Consider the following 14,625-nt stretch of genomic DNA (forward strand, 5'->3'; position numbering starts at 1 on the left):
GAGTGTGAAATGCCAAAAAAAAATTCCAAAACACTAAGAATAGCATGCGAAAAAGAGAAACAACAAATAAGCAGGAGATGGATGGTCCAACAGTTAGAATTGTATCTGACTTGGAAAGTATAAAACAAAACAGAAGAGTAGAATTTTTAATTAAAGGAGAGAATTTAACAGTAGAAGACCTCTCTATATCTTCTAGAGCAGCTGAGATGGGTTTGGTTACAGGAATAGTAAATTCAATAGACATTCCTCAAGCAATTCGTGAATCGACAATAGATGGAATTATTTTAGCTCTTAAGAGTGGAGAAATAGAAAAAGGTAAAGAATATAATTATAGAGAATTTAAGAAAATATATCTAAAAAACCTTGTAGATGAATTGGGTGAGGATAGTTCAAAAAAAAAGCTAAAAGAAAGAACTGATGAAAATAGCCAATTGAGAGAATCTACTACTGAAGAAATTGATTATCAGATGCAGGAAGATGTAACTATCGAATCAGCTTATTTAACAAAACAAGAATTCGATTTTGCATCAAGCAAAGTAACTACTAAAGAGATTAATGACGTAATAAATGAAATAGAAGAATCAAATGCTAGTTATTGAATTACTCCTGAAGATATAAGTAGTCTTTCCCGTTTTGATAGTAATTCACAAGAAGTGTTAGATCATTCTATATTTAATAGCACAGATGTGGAAAGGCCTAAATTACCCGAAATAAATGGAGGACAGTATATAGGAATAGCAGGGATTGCTGGTGGTATATTGGGTGTAGTGCTAGCAGTAGCTTTTGCAGGATTAGGATACTTTTTATGGCATAGAAAAATAGGGAAGGTAGCTACGATATTGAAAAAGCGATGAAAAACCTTCCTGAACAAGCTCAACTTGAGGATTCCGGATCTACATCAGAAATAGAATCTTTGCTCAGCAATGCTACATCGGTAGTACATCTATCTTCTCAGATTAGTATCAAGTAAGATTCCAGAGTTTGATGGCACAACAGTGCCATCAACTTAGCTCTTACAGCACTTATATGATCTGGAACCAAAGGAGAAGAAATTTTCCTGTCTTACAAAAAATTTTATAACTCTTTCTCTAATTTTATATCGTTTTTACTAAGGTATAATAAACTGCAATGAGAAATTCAGATATTAATATATATCATTTAGTATAATAAAAATATAAAAATCTTAGTAAAAAGATGTGGACTTAAATAATTTATCTTTTATACATAAGGAAATATTGGTCAGCTTGGGGGTCATATACGTCAAGAAGATTTAAAAATACTATAGGAAAAAAAAGATCAATCAATAAGGAAAAAAGGAGTAAATGGATTATTATTGAATCAGAATTGCGAGATGTAGAACAAAACAGAACAATATATTTTCTATTGGGAGGAGTTGATTTAAAACTTAAGTATGTATGTATGCTTGACGATACATCTTATCGTATTCTTGTTGCTGAAGGGGAAATAGTGCATGCAGAAAATCCAAAAGTTATGATTGATTATATTGTTTCTGATCTCAAGAGTGGAAAAATACGAAGTTATAAAAGATATAATGCCAAAGAGTTTTATGAAAAGTATCTCAAAGAGTTTTTGAGTAATGAGAATTTGCAAAAGCTGGAAGCTGTTGATATTGAAAGTACAACAACAGAACTACCAAACTTAAAACAAGTAATGGAAGAAATGAAAAAATCAAACGCTAGTAATGGAATTACAATTCAAAATATAGGAAATGTTAAAAATATGACAAATATTTTGGGTAATCCTATGATTCATGATACGAACTTGAGAAGATTTAAATTATTGGAAACATCTCGATCAAATAAGGAAATATGGGAGCGTTAACAGTAGATATGTTACCAATGGGAGTAGTCTTGTTAGCAGCTATCTCAGCGGCTGTACCATTTAAAATGTTGGTTTTATAATAGAAAAAATAAAAGCCATAGTAGTTCTAAGGAAGAAACTTCATCTGGTTTTATTAAGTGCAATAACCTTGGAAAGTAGAGGTAATAGTATTATTTAGTCAAAATATTGCAAAAATAGAATTTTTTTATTGTTTTTTTACAGTTTCCTTATTTAATAATTTTTATGCTTAATTTATCACTAACTGTTGTGTAAACAGGATGAGAATTTTCAATAATCTACATCCTTTAGTAAGAAAAAATCAATACATTCACGATAAATTTACCTCATATCTGTGTTTTATATGTGGAATTTCGAATGGAAAATTATGCAGGCAAAGAAAGAAGAATAGTGAATATAGTTACTCAACATTGGAGTGATATAAAAGGATCAGATAGAGAATGGCCAGAAAGACATGAAATAGACACTGCAGAAATCATGGAGTCATGGCAGCATTGTTTTATCATTGAAGTGAAAGATCGAGGTTATATTTGTGAAAATGCAGGAGAAAAAGCCATTGAATTCTATGGTTTTAAAAAAAAGATGTACATCGATGATAAGTATGCAATTGATGCACCATTTTTGCGGCTATATAAAATAGATGCAGTTATTGATAAACTTGATACTGTAATAGAGAGTAAATGCTCAATTAACGAAGGGGAAGAAAGTGAAAGTGTTAGAATGAGGCAAGTATTGCTACCAGTTGGGAATGAAGGAGGTATAACACATATACTGGGTGTGATTACATTCAAGCTGTTTTAAAATACAATTTTAATTTGATTCTTTAATAAAATTATCTATACTCATACTTAATTACTAGTAAAGAACTCAATAGTGGTGTTTGTAAATTTGTTTAGAATATGACAAAAATAAAACTAAAAACCAAATCTTCTGTCAAAAAGCGCTTTCGCCTTACAGCTAAGGGTAAAGTCATCTCTACTCAGTCAGGTAAGAGACATGGCATGGTAAAGAGAAGTAAATCTAATATTCGTAATCAACGCGGTACAACGATTCTCAATAAATCTGACTCGCGTATAGTTAAACTTTATATGCCTTATGGCATTTAATAAAATGGAGGTAAGATAAAAATGGCTCGGATAAAGCGTGGAGTCGCTACTCATGCTCGTCATAAAAAGGTATTAAAATTAGCAAAGGGTTATAGAGGACGGGCAAAGAATTGTTATAGAATTGCATTGCAAAGGGTTGAAAAAGCACTACAGTATGCCTACAGAGACAGGAGAAATCGCAAACGTGATTTTCGTGGTTTGTGGATAATACGTATTAATGCAGCGGCAAGAGAACATGGACTTACTTATGGTAGGTTTATGCATGGTCTTAAACTTGTTGGAGTTGATTTGAATAGAAAAATTCTCGCTGAGATGGCTGTTAATTGTAAGGATGATTTTGCTAAATTAATAGAAACTGTAAATAGTAAGTTGGCAGAAAATTCCTAAAGCGAAAACACCTAAAAACATGAGAATTATTTTCATGGGGTCACCGGGGTTTGCTGTTGGTGCGTTAAACTTACTATTGAAACTACAGAGTGAAATAGTAGCAGTATATACCAAAGCTCCAAAACCTTCTGGACGTGGGCAGAGGTTAACAAAGTCCCCAGTACACATCGTTGCTGAAAAAAGTGACATAGAGGTATGTACTCCTACTTCTTTAAAATCTTCGATAGAGCAAGAAAGGTTTGGAAATTTTAAGCCAGACGTTGCAGTTGTTGCTGCGTATGGATTGATACTTCCAAAAGAAATTTTAAATATTCCCAAATATGGTTGTATTAATATTCATCCATCATTGCTGCCTAGGTGGCGCGGTGCAGCTCCGATACAGCACACAATTTTAGCCGGAGATCAAGAAACCGGAGTTAGCATTATGCAGCTAAATGAAGGATTAGATTCTGGCCCTATTTTAAAACAGAAAAAATTTCTTATTGAAAAAAGCGATAATTATAAGACGTTGTATGATAAATTGTCTGAATTAGGTAGTGATTTACTGCTGAAAGTACTAAACGAAATTGAAAAGCAAGCTCCCTTAAAACAGAGCGATAACGATGCGTGCTATGCTGACAAAGTAAAAGACTATAAAATTTACGCAAGTGACGCCTGTGAAATTGCTTATAGAAAGGTTAAAGCATTTTATCCAAAAGCATTCATTAAGGTAGAGAACAAACGTATCAAGATACTTGATTCTGAATTTGAAGCCTTCACTTCAGGACAAGGTGAGATCATTAATGATAATATGCATATAAGTTTAAAAGGTGGTACTTTAATTCCTAAAGTTGTACAAATGGAAGGAAGAAATCCTTGCGATATTAAAGATTTTGTTCGTGGCTTAAAATTAAGTTTAACAAAAAAATTTATAGAATAGACTACTTTGAAGGGAGGTTGAGGAGAGCTAAAGCAACTTCTACAATTTGGTATTCCTCTGCTTATTAGCGGAATCTACAACAAGATACCGCGTTTGGTGTACGAACTTGCAATTTGCAGGTAATTTGAGTAGTAGATGTTGTCATTCCAGTGCTTGATAATGGATCCATTTTCTATTGTACAGCCACCTGGTGTGCTCATTTAAAGTGAAGTTTTCTGGATCCCAGTGTCTGGACACTGTGATGACATCTTTCTTGGTCTCTTGTATCACAATGTTCGTACGGTTGTGGATAACGTGGCGGTATGACGTAGTAGCTATATATAGACAAATTTTCTTTTCTTAGATAGCATATAAGAAACCTTCTATATGAAAATTAAAAGAGCTTTAATATCAGTATACGATAAGACAAATATAATTGAACTTGCATCGTTTTTGATGCAGCAACAAATAGAAATTCTCTCAACCGGGAATACTTATAAAGTGCTATCAGGTGCGGGAATAAAAACGCAAGAAGTTTCAGATTACACACAATTTCCAGAAATACTAGATGGCAGAGTGAAAACTTTACATCCTAAAATTCATGGAGGAATACTCTGTGATCGAAAAAGGCACGAAAAGGAAATGCAGAATCTAGAAATTAAGCCGATAGATCTGCTTATAACTAACTTATATCCATTTTGGAAAACGGTTAATAGCAACTCAAATGAGAAGCAAATCATAGAACAAATAGATATAGGTGGAGTAGCATTAATTAGAGCTACAGCAAAAAACTTTCATTTCACTTCAGTGATTTCTAGCATTCAAGATTACGAAACACTGAAAGCTGAGATGATCAAAAATAACAATCAGACAACATTAGAATATAGAAAACATCTAGCAACTAAAGCATTTGCTCTGACTGCACAGTATGATTCTAATATTTACAATTGGTTTCTATCACAGGGTAAAAGCAATGAGTTACCAGAGTTTTTTACTTTATATGGATGTAAAGCACAAGGACTCAGATATGGTGAAAATCCTCATCAAAAAGCTGCATTTTATAGCAATCAATTTAGCAAATATCCACTGGAGAAAATACATGGAAAAGAGTTAAGCTATAATAATATAGTCGACATAGAGTCTGCACTTAACATAATTTCTGAGTTTCAAGAACCTGCAGCAGTGATAATAAAGCACAATAATCCATGTGGCGCTGCTGTTAGTGATAGTGCTTTAAAAGCATATGAAAAAGCTCTATCATGTGATGAAATAAGCAGTTTTGGTGGAATAGTTGCTTTCAATCGGGAGATAGATTTAAAGTTAGCAGAGAAATTAAACGAGATATTTTTGGAAGTGGTGATAGCACCATCGGTAAACAATGAGGCACTAAAAATTTTACAAAAAAAGAAAAATTTAAGAGTGATTATTCATCAATCTCTTCAGCAAAATGCAAAATATCAAATCAAAAATGTTGTTGGCGGGTTCTTAGTGCAAGAAAATAATAACCATACAGTAAAAGTAGAAGAAATAAACCGAGTGACAGAATGGACTACAACAAAAAAAGAGAAGGAAGATCTTATTTTTGCTTGGAAAATATGTAAACATGTAAAATCCAATTCAATAGTGATAGCAAAAGACGGTTGTGCTATTGGCATCGGTGCAGGACAAACAAGCAGAATAGATAGTGTGAATATTGCAGTAAAAAAAGCAGGTGAAAAATGTAAAGGCGCAGCGCTTGCTTCAGATGCATTTTTTCCATTTCCAGATAGTATAGTAGAGAGTGCAAAGCATGGAATTACAGCTATAATTCAGCCAGGTGGTTCATTGAAAGATCAAGACGTGATAGCAGCTGCAAATGAGAATAAAATTGCCATGTTTTTCACTGATGTTCGTAACTTTCTCCATTAAGCTTTGTATCCTGTCAGAATTATACCCACACAGGGCTTTGTTGCATAGCAGCTTATAGGTTTGAAAATTGTAGTAAATTGATGTGGTTACTTTAAACTCAACTATACCTATCTGTAATTGTAAGCTGTACTCTTGAGCTCCTGATGCGATTATAGCAAATCCTAAATGCCTTGCTGTTTTTCTTTATAGACATTCAGCTTACCTTGTATATTAGTCTATCTGGATGATATTTTACTTTTTCTAGAATATAATAATTCCCTAGAAATTACCCTACTCAATTCTATTGTACCTTGTTTAACATTGAAACATGAGTCTGGAATCTAGAATTTTTTTTTAAGAACAAAAGTTATTCTAAGTTTTTGTTGGTACGAAAGACTCGATTCCAGTGGGCTTTGTTGCATAGCTCAGATAAAAAGAATTGAAAGTTACTGACGAAATTCACTATAAAACAGGCATTTAACCTACGAAAGAAAAATATGCCAACTAAAGTGAAGGTGAGTAACTGCCATGGATATAACGGATTTCTGCAAGAAAGAGGAAATATTTTTCATTTTATTAATGAGGCAATAGAAAGTTGGTACGAAAATAGCCCCAAAATGCGAGGTGGAAATTATATTTATAGTAATAAAGTTGTGATTTTGGTGCATATGTCGCTAGTCTCTTTAGAATTTGCTTAAGATAAACGGTAGGGTTTATAAAAGGATATTTGCAGCAAGTAGTTAGTAGTCATTAGCTATTCGCAGGCTTCAAGAAGGTTTCAATATTAAGATCAATGATTGCAGAGTTGATAAAAACAATATGGAAGATATTGAAATTGCTATAGACAGTACAAGTATCAGATAATACCCCCTGGTCACAGTAAGGAAAATAGCGAAGTATCGCAGTTATAAACAGGTAAGAAAGCTACACGTAATATTGAGTATAAATAGTAAAAAAGCTATAGCTGCACGATATAGCAATGGTGCCTACTCCGACCATTATGGTGCTTGTAACTTGCTCAGCTTTCAGCATGCTATAAAAGCATTATATGCAGACAGAGCCTATCAAGCTTTATAAATTCTGCAAAAAACATGATACAAAGACAAAAATTTTACCGAAAAATCGTGCAGCGGAGCATACAAAATTGGATTATATGGCTGAAAGGAATGTTGCCATTAGATTATGTGGTAAAGACGGTGTGAAAGAGTGGAAGGAGGAAGAGGTTTATGGAAAAAGGTCATATATTGAAGGATTTTTTTCAAGATTAAAGCAAATATTTGGGTTTAGTTTTAGAAATAGATCTGAAGTAAATCGAGAAAAAGAGTTGCTAATAAAATGTTACTTACTCAATAAATTTACTGATATTGGCATGGCTAAGTTTGAGGTAGTTTCATGAATTTTTTATGCTTTACCCACTATCCGATAAGCGATGCAACAAAGCCATCCCAGTGTCAGCTACTCGGTTGACACCATCATAGAGATCAGCTACTTGGATGATAAAAGTAAAAAATATCGAAGTGTTGTGCTAGACTTTATACCTCTTGCATTGAAACTCACATAAATCATGAATTATGCATGTTTCACATAAAGGTTTTTGTGCTTTGCAAATGTATCTACCGTGTAAAACTAGCCAATGATGAGCATAAAGCAGGTATTTTTTTGGAACCACATTCAAAAGAGATTGCTCTGTTTTAAATATATCTTTTTCTTTCACAAGCCCAACTCTATTGCTTACTCTAAAAACATGAGTATCAATTGCCAATGTTGGAATACCAAGCCCTGAATTTAAGAACACATTAGCGCTCTTTCTCCCAACCCCTGGTAAAGATACCAAATCATCGAAATTAGTAGGCACTTTGCTATTGTACCGCTCAATCAATATTTTACTGAGCCCGATTATATTTTTTGCTTTGGAATTATATAAACCAATACTGCTTATGCATTTTCTCAGCTCACTTTGCCCAAGATTCAACATTTTTTCTGGCGTATCAGCGATACTAAATAGCTCCTTTGTAATTTTATTAACACTTATATCGGTCGTCCGCGCTGACAGAACTATTGCAACTAATAACGTAAAATGATTGGTATAATTTAGCTCTATTTTTGGCGCAGGATTTGACTGTTGAAATCTTTCAAATATTAATCTACTTTTTTTTGAGTCCATGCATAGAGCTAAAAGCTTATACTATACTGTTTGCTGTGTAAATTCAATTGCTCGAGGATGAGGTAGTCCTTCAGTATTAATATCAGACATATCAGTTTTTACCTCATCAAAATTCCTTTCAATAAATTCGCTTGCCACTTCTGTAAAACACTTTCTAACAAGAGGCATAATTATCGGCATTAATAGCCTTCGTGGATCATACCGTCCTAACAGATTAGTTTCCTTTTGTACTATATCTCTTGGATCTTCCTCAACTAAATCTTTCATGTGTTTTTCAGTGTATATTTCACAACCTTTTGAAAATATAGGACTAAATATCTGAGTAGCTAGCAGTGCTAACAATGACAAAGTACCAAATATTGTCACATCAACATAAAGACTATTAGAAATAAACCCTCTATCATCAAAGAACCTGTTCATAATCTTTTGAGGAGGAAAGAAATAAAAGCAAATTTGTAGGCTAGTATTAAGTTTACGCTCGCAATTTTTCCAAAGTCGCCTACATTTTTCCAACCAGGCAAAAGAAGATCTCTCAACAACCCATCTTTTTGGCAATATAGCAAAGGTGTGTAATTCGCTTCACCTCGACAGTTGCACCAATAGTTACTTTCATCTGTGTTGCAAAATTTTCTCCAGTGTAGCATGCATCAACCAGTATGTTTTTAACTTCAGAGAGACTTTCTTTAGCATTTTTAACCATTGTCAAAGCACTGCTACGATCAGTTATTTCTGACGTTGTTATATGAATTACGTGTGTCAAACCTTGTGTATCAACTGCGATATGAAGCTTTATTACTGAAATTTTTTTTGCCAGCATCATAACTTTTTTCTTCAGCATTACCGGTATTTTTACACTTTGGGCACCAATAATGCAGAAGCTTGTTTTGGTATTCCGACCACTGTTCTCTCCAATCAATTTTTAAGACAATTTCTAGAACACTTTCTCCATCTTCATTCGTTTTTTTACTCCATTTCTTGAAGTAATCGTAACAATTTCGCCATCTTGGAAACTCTTTTGGAAGCATTTGCCATTGACAGCTACTTTTTAGTACGTAAAGCACACCACAAAATAACTCGTATAAACCTAATCTTCTTGGCTTTATTTTCTTTCGCACGCTTTCTAAAATTAGTCTAATCTTTTCAAATTTTTCACAACTTATGTCACTTGGATATGTATCCCTCATACTTTACCTCATATAAACTATAACTCATCTTACCATATTCAGAGATCACTTACAGGCTCTTAGGTTAATATAAGCTTCCATTCAATTTAGTTTGCTTGTTAATCTTTATGGGGATTGGCAATCTTTTATCAAATGATGATGAAAGGAAAAAATTAGCTCAACAATATTACATATATTAGCTAATATGTTAATAGATTTACAAAGATTAAATTATTGCTATTCTAAATTTAAGTGTTAGTTAACTGAGTTTACAATGAGTATTAGAAATTTTTTTACCAAGGCAATCGTTCTCCTTTTAGTTTGCTTGTTAGTCTTTATGGGGATTGGCAATCTTTTATCAAATGATGATGGAAGGAAAGAATTAGCTCAAGTAGGAAAGGAAGTTATAACATCAGATGAATATAAATTACTATATCAAAATTATGAAAAGCAAATTTCTGGATCTGATGTAAGTAAAGAACAAGTAAAAAAGATGAAATATGATCTACTTAACGCACTTATAGAGCAAAAACTATTGTTTAACCTAATTAGCGAACTTGGATTAAAAGTTGGAGAAGAATCTATCAAAAGCCATATAAAAAATACCAAGTACTTTCAGGACGATAAAGGAGAATTTGACCATAATAAATTCCATCAAACTCTAAATAGCCTACATATAACAGAAAAGGAATATATAGAAAAACTAGAGAAAATCCTGCCTGCAATGATGTTCATGACTTCGTTGTTTAAAGATAATTATCCGGTAACTTTTGGTGAGAGTGTTGATGAGCAGATATACAAAAATCGCTACCAAACTAGAGTAGTTGATATTGTTAAAATAACTGAGGATGCAATTACAGACGTTCCTGAACCAGATGATCAAGCCTTACTTGATTTCTATGAAAGAAATAAGTCTAATTTTTATTACCCTGAGTATCGAACTGCGCAATACATTTCTCTGGATCAAAAATATTTTGAAGATCAAATCAGAATTTCAGATGAAGAGGTTGATAGTATAGTAGAACGTCAGGAACTTAAAAATCAAAGAGACATATTCAATGTGATATTTCCTACCAAAGAAAAAGCTGAAATGGCAAGAAGAGCACTTGAAGAAAGTAAAGCAAGCTTTGAACAAATAATAGAAGAGTTTAATAAAGTGAAACTCGATGAAACCAGAGTAAATAATATAACTAAGGATTTCTTACCTAAAAATATGAGAGAAAAGGTATTTGCTCTCAAAACAGGTGAAGTAAGTGAAGTTTTAACAAGCAATTTTGGATGGCACGTAATAAAGGTAGAAAGCATACATCAAATCTCTGATGAAGACTTGGTTGATTTAAAAAAAGACATAAGGTCAGTTTTAACCAATCAAAAGTCTTTTGAAAAAGTCAATGATTTCATAAATCAAGTGAATTATAAGATATACAATGGTGCAACGATTGAAGAAATCTCCAATAATTACAATTTACCTATACAAACCATTGGTCCAGTAGATGCTAGTGGAAAAGACCAGAGTGGTAATGAAGTAGGAAATTCCAGTGATTTCATTTCTTTCATTTTTTCACGCGAGAAAGATCAGAAGAGTTATTTTAAGGGTGTTGGAGATGCTGTTGTTGGTGTAAAAATCAGTGATATCGTTCCTCCTAAATTACAAAATTTTGAAGAAAGTAGGGAATCAGCCATAAAGCTTTGGCGTAGTGAATTTATAAAAGAAAGAATGTTTAAAATGGGACAAGAAGTAGCAGTTCAACTAAGAGAAAAGACAGATTTGGAAGAAATGCAAGGTATAAAATTGGTTAAAGGCCAGCAAATACAACGCAATGAACAAAACTACCCTTTTTCTTTCATAGAAGAGATTTTCAATATGAAAACAACTAATTCGGTAACAGATCCTATTCAATACAATAATGAAATTATAATAGGCGTTCTAAAACAAATGCATTCATCAAATGGTAAATTAAACATGCTTGACACCGGAAAACGTGTGATGATATCGCTAAAGGAACAGTTAATTAGCTATCTAAAATCAAAGTATAGAGTAGAAGTTAATCATGCTATGATTGATGATATATAAAAAAGTTTATTATCTTCCTTTTATGAGTGATTGGAGGGGATATGTTGTGTTTTTAGGTAAAAGAGGTACAATTAGTTTGACTTGAGCTGTTTATTGTATTTAAATTGTAATTAATATATGAATAAAGGTTGACATGGCAGTTAAAATAAGGTTAGCAAGGTTTGGGGCAAAGAAACGTCCTTTTTATAGGATAGTTGTAGCCGACTCGCGAGCACCAAGAGATGGGCGCTTTATTGAGAGAATAGGACAATATGATCCAATGTTGCCAAAAGACAATAAAAATCGTGTTGTGGTAAAAGCTGATAGATTAAAACATTGGCTAAGTTTAGGAGCGCAAGCAACTGAAAGGGTAATGTGGTTCATTAAAAAAGGCATAATAGATTTAGAAACAGAATCGAAAAAAATAGAAAAGAAAAAAGTTAAGAAAGTACAAGGGCAAGAAGCATAAGTCCTCTTAAATGCTAAACACTTATTTAACAAAAAGTAGTAAATTAGATGATGTTGTATCTTCTGATTTATTGGCTATGAATGAATTTATCTTTAAAAGTGTCAATGGTGAAGGTACTAAGCTTGCTACCGATATTACATCTCATCTTATTGATTCAGGAGGAAAAAAGATAAGGCCTAAGCTCATTTTTATTATATGTAAAATGCTGAATTACTCTGGAGAAAGTAGGGTCAACATTGCTGCATCGGTAGAATTTATACACAACGCTACTTTACTTCATGATGATGTGCTTGATGAAAGTAAGGCACGCCATGGAGTTGCAACAGCAAATAAAATTTGGGGGAATAAATCAAGCATTTTAGTTGGTGATCTATTATTGACCTTAGCATTTAGATGGCTTATAGAATGTGGGAATTTAAGTGTTCTCTCTATTTTATCTAAGGCATCTAATTTGCTTGTCAAGGGTGAGATAAAGCAGATGACAACGCGTTTTGACCCTAACACAATTAGGAAAAATTATTTTAATATCATTGGAGAAAAGACAGCATCTTTATTTTCTGCATGCTGCGAGGCTGCATCAGTAGTATCTGGAGCCACAAGTGATGAAACAGAGAGGCTAAGGAATTTCGGGTTTAATTTTGGTATGGCATTCCAAATAATTGATGACGTGCTAGATTATACTGCTAATCAAGGCACTTTAGGAAAGCAACTTGGAAAAGATTTCTTTGAAGGTAAAGTTACTTTACCTTCTATTATAGCGTATGAAAAAGGTAGCCCATCAGAACAAAAATTCTGGGAGAAATCTTTTTCTTCAGCTAGACACAATTTTGACCAAGCATTACAATATATTAATCATCATAATGCCATTCATGTTTCTATGGAAGAAGCTAAACACTATATTAATATGGCGCAAAGTAATATTGATACTTTTTCTGATTCTCTTTATAAAACTACTTTGATTGACTTTTTAAATGCAAGCATAGAAAGACAAGGATAGCTAACGCTTGATATTTTTAGATTGATTGTTATATATCTATTAAGTTTGTAAGGGTGAATGATATGTCAGATAGTAGTAAAGGGAAAAAAAAGAAATTTGCAGATCTGGTCAGTAAACGAAAAGGGGATGATCAAGAAGATCAGCAAACAGGTGATTTAAGTGAAGAGCTTAATATATTAAAAGAGCGTGCAGCTCAGCTTGAAGATCATTTACGTCGCGCTGTTGCGGATAATGAAAACGTTAAACGTATAATGCAAAAGCAAGTTAGCGATGCAAGTGATTATGCAGTCACAAAATTTGCACGTGATATGATCGACTCTTGTGACAATTTAAAAAAAGCAATGGAAAACTTGAAAGATGATGATCCTATTCATAAAGGAATAAAAGTGGCGCACCAAAAGATTGTGAGTGATCTAAAAAAACATGGAATAGAAGAAATAGATCCAATAGGTAACTCTTTTGACAGCAATTTACATCAAGCTATTGTGGAAAGAGAAGATAATGAAAAAGAGCCTGGCACTATTGTAGAAGTACTACAAACTGGTTATACAATTAAAAATAGGTTGCTTCGTCCTGCAATGGTTATTCTTTCTAAAAAATCTGCTGATTGCGAAAGTAACTAATAAAACACTCGAGGTATGGAAGAAGTTGTCTTCTCAGGTATTCAGCCAAGTGGAGTATTACACTTGGGCAATTATCTTGGTGCAATTAAGCAGTGGATAGGCTTGCAGGATAAATACAGATCTCTTTTTTGTGTTGTTGATCTGCATGCAGTCACAGCAAATAAGCTTCCCGCAAATGAATTAAAAAATAATATTTTTAAAGCAGCAGCAACTTATATTGCATGTGGAATAGATCCGGAAAAGTCGATTATTTTCAATCAATCCGCAGTTAGTGGTCATGCAGAATTGGGCTGGCTGCTAGGGTGCTATACACCAATTGGTTGGCTTAATCGTATGACTCAATTTAAAGATAAGGCTGGAAGCGATAGACAAAAAGCTTCTCTTGGGTTATATAGCTACCCACTACTTATGGCTGCGGATATATTGCTGTATCAAACTAGATATGTTCCTGTTGGCGATGATCAAAAACAGCATTTAGAACTTGCACGTGATATTGCATCAGCTTTTAACAATCATTATAAATGTAGTCATTTTATCATACCTGAAATCTTAACTTTGGATTGTACATCAAGGATAATGAGCTTACGAGATGGAGGAAGCAAGATGAGCAAATCTGATTCTTCAGAATACTCATGCATTAACCTTGACGATACAGATGACTTGATTGTCAAGAAAATAGAAAAAGCAAAAACAGATTCAATTCTAGGATTTGATTTTGCTACTTTAAAGTGCCGTCCAGAAGTAAACAATTTGGTAAACATTTATTCAGCGCTTAGTGATTTGAATGTGGAAAAAGTGTGTGAAGGAGTGAGTAAACATGATATGAAACACTTTAAAAAAGAGTTAGCTGGCTTAATCATCAGTATTATATCACCCATACGTGAGAAGTTGAAAGGTCTTTTGAAGGATCAGCTCCATTTACATAAAATACTAAAAGAAGGTACAGAAAAAGCAGCAGAGGTTGCAAATAACAATATAAAAAAGATCAAGGATATTATAGGGTTTGTTCAATAGGTTA

General features: G+C 33.2%; 14 protein-coding genes and 4 pseudogenes. 14 read left to right on the forward strand and 4 right to left on the reverse strand.

Going from position 1 to position 14,625, the window contains the following annotated elements:
* The first annotated feature begins 44 nt into the window (after positions 1 to 44).
* The 7 genes from wTKK_RS05045 (at position 45) to fmt (ending at position 4,272) form a co-directional block, all read left to right on the forward strand.
* Positions 45 to 599: a hypothetical protein gene (locus wTKK_RS05045; protein WP_407512501.1), complete on the forward strand. Its 555-nt coding sequence runs from the start codon at positions 45 to 47 to the stop codon at positions 597 to 599.
* 87 nt (positions 600 to 686) lie between these two features.
* Positions 687 to 854: a hypothetical protein gene (locus tag wTKK_RS05050; protein WP_407512502.1), complete on the forward strand. Its 168-nt coding sequence runs from the start codon at positions 687 to 689 to the stop codon at positions 852 to 854.
* Between the two features lie 529 nt (positions 855 to 1,383).
* Entirely contained in the window at positions 1,384 to 1,842 is a 459-nt protein-coding gene (locus wTKK_RS05055) for a hypothetical protein (RefSeq protein WP_407512504.1), read from the forward strand.
* A gap of 375 nt (positions 1,843 to 2,217) precedes the next feature.
* Entirely contained in the window at positions 2,218 to 2,661 is a 444-nt protein-coding gene (locus tag wTKK_RS05060; protein ID WP_407512506.1) for a PAS domain-containing protein, read from the forward strand.
* Positions 2,662 to 2,759: 98 nt separating this feature from the next.
* Positions 2,760 to 2,966, forward strand: a complete 207-nt coding sequence (gene rpmI / locus wTKK_RS05065; protein WP_407512507.1) for a 50S ribosomal protein L35 — start codon at positions 2,760 to 2,762, stop codon at positions 2,964 to 2,966.
* Between the two features lie 21 nt (positions 2,967 to 2,987).
* Complete coding sequence (gene rplT / locus wTKK_RS05070) at positions 2,988 to 3,353, forward strand: 50S ribosomal protein L20 (protein WP_353277325.1); 366 nt, start codon at positions 2,988 to 2,990, stop codon at positions 3,351 to 3,353.
* Positions 3,354 to 3,372: 19 nt separating this feature from the next.
* Complete coding sequence (gene fmt / locus wTKK_RS05075) at positions 3,373 to 4,272, forward strand: methionyl-tRNA formyltransferase (RefSeq protein WP_407512509.1); 900 nt, start codon at positions 3,373 to 3,375, stop codon at positions 4,270 to 4,272.
* A gap of 106 nt (positions 4,273 to 4,378) precedes the next feature.
* Here the strand turns inward: fmt and wTKK_RS06295 are convergent.
* A pseudogene (locus tag wTKK_RS06295) lies at positions 4,379 to 4,509 on the reverse strand (WPE palindromic element domain-containing protein); the annotation flags it as partial.
* A 129-nt stretch (positions 4,510 to 4,638) separates the two neighbouring features.
* On the opposite strand from wTKK_RS06295, the gene purH reads away from it, so the two are divergent.
* Together purH and wTKK_RS06300 are read left to right on the forward strand one after the other, a co-directional pair.
* A complete protein-coding gene (gene purH, locus wTKK_RS05085; protein WP_407512513.1) occupies positions 4,639 to 6,159 on the forward strand; it encodes a bifunctional phosphoribosylaminoimidazolecarboxamide formyltransferase/IMP cyclohydrolase in 1,521 nt (506 codons plus the stop codon).
* Between the two features lie 476 nt (positions 6,160 to 6,635).
* A pseudogene (locus wTKK_RS06300) lies at positions 6,636 to 7,534 on the forward strand (IS5 family transposase).
* A gap of 129 nt (positions 7,535 to 7,663) precedes the next feature.
* Here wTKK_RS06300 and nth read toward each other — a convergent pair.
* The 3 genes and pseudogenes from nth to wTKK_RS05110 all read right to left on the reverse strand — a co-directional run bounded on the left by nth (position 7,664) and on the right by wTKK_RS05110 (position 9,486).
* Entirely contained in the window at positions 7,664 to 8,302 is a 639-nt protein-coding gene (gene nth / locus wTKK_RS05100) for an endonuclease III (RefSeq protein WP_407512519.1), read from the reverse strand.
* Between the two features lie 21 nt (positions 8,303 to 8,323).
* Positions 8,324 to 8,695: pseudogene (locus wTKK_RS05105) on the reverse strand (molecular chaperone DnaJ); the annotation flags it as partial.
* A 23-nt stretch (positions 8,696 to 8,718) separates the two neighbouring features.
* Positions 8,719 to 9,486 (reverse strand): annotated as a pseudogene (locus wTKK_RS05110) (IS5 family transposase).
* A gap of 253 nt (positions 9,487 to 9,739) precedes the next feature.
* Here wTKK_RS05110 and wTKK_RS05115 point away from each other — a divergent pair.
* From wTKK_RS05115 to trpS, 5 genes are all read left to right on the forward strand, one after another.
* Complete coding sequence (locus wTKK_RS05115) at positions 9,740 to 11,539, forward strand: SurA N-terminal domain-containing protein (RefSeq protein ID WP_407512523.1); 1,800 nt, start codon at positions 9,740 to 9,742, stop codon at positions 11,537 to 11,539.
* A 133-nt stretch (positions 11,540 to 11,672) separates the two neighbouring features.
* On the forward strand, positions 11,673 to 11,987 hold the full coding sequence (gene rpsP / locus wTKK_RS05120) for a 30S ribosomal protein S16 (RefSeq protein ID WP_407512525.1): 315 nt from the start codon (positions 11,673 to 11,675) through the stop codon (positions 11,985 to 11,987).
* A 10-nt stretch (positions 11,988 to 11,997) separates the two neighbouring features.
* Positions 11,998 to 12,984: a polyprenyl synthetase family protein gene (locus wTKK_RS05125; RefSeq protein WP_407512526.1), complete on the forward strand. Its 987-nt coding sequence runs from the start codon at positions 11,998 to 12,000 to the stop codon at positions 12,982 to 12,984.
* Between the two features lie 62 nt (positions 12,985 to 13,046).
* A complete protein-coding gene (locus wTKK_RS05130; protein WP_407512528.1) occupies positions 13,047 to 13,607 on the forward strand; it encodes a nucleotide exchange factor GrpE in 561 nt (186 codons plus the stop codon).
* A gap of 15 nt (positions 13,608 to 13,622) precedes the next feature.
* A complete protein-coding gene (trpS, locus tag wTKK_RS05135; protein WP_407512530.1) occupies positions 13,623 to 14,621 on the forward strand; it encodes a tryptophan--tRNA ligase in 999 nt (332 codons plus the stop codon).
* Positions 14,622 to 14,625: the final 4 nt, after the last annotated feature.

It is taken from the genome of Wolbachia endosymbiont of Trichogramma kaykai (assembly GCF_045765165.1).
Taxonomy (GTDB): Bacteria; Pseudomonadota; Alphaproteobacteria; order Rickettsiales; family Anaplasmataceae; genus Wolbachia.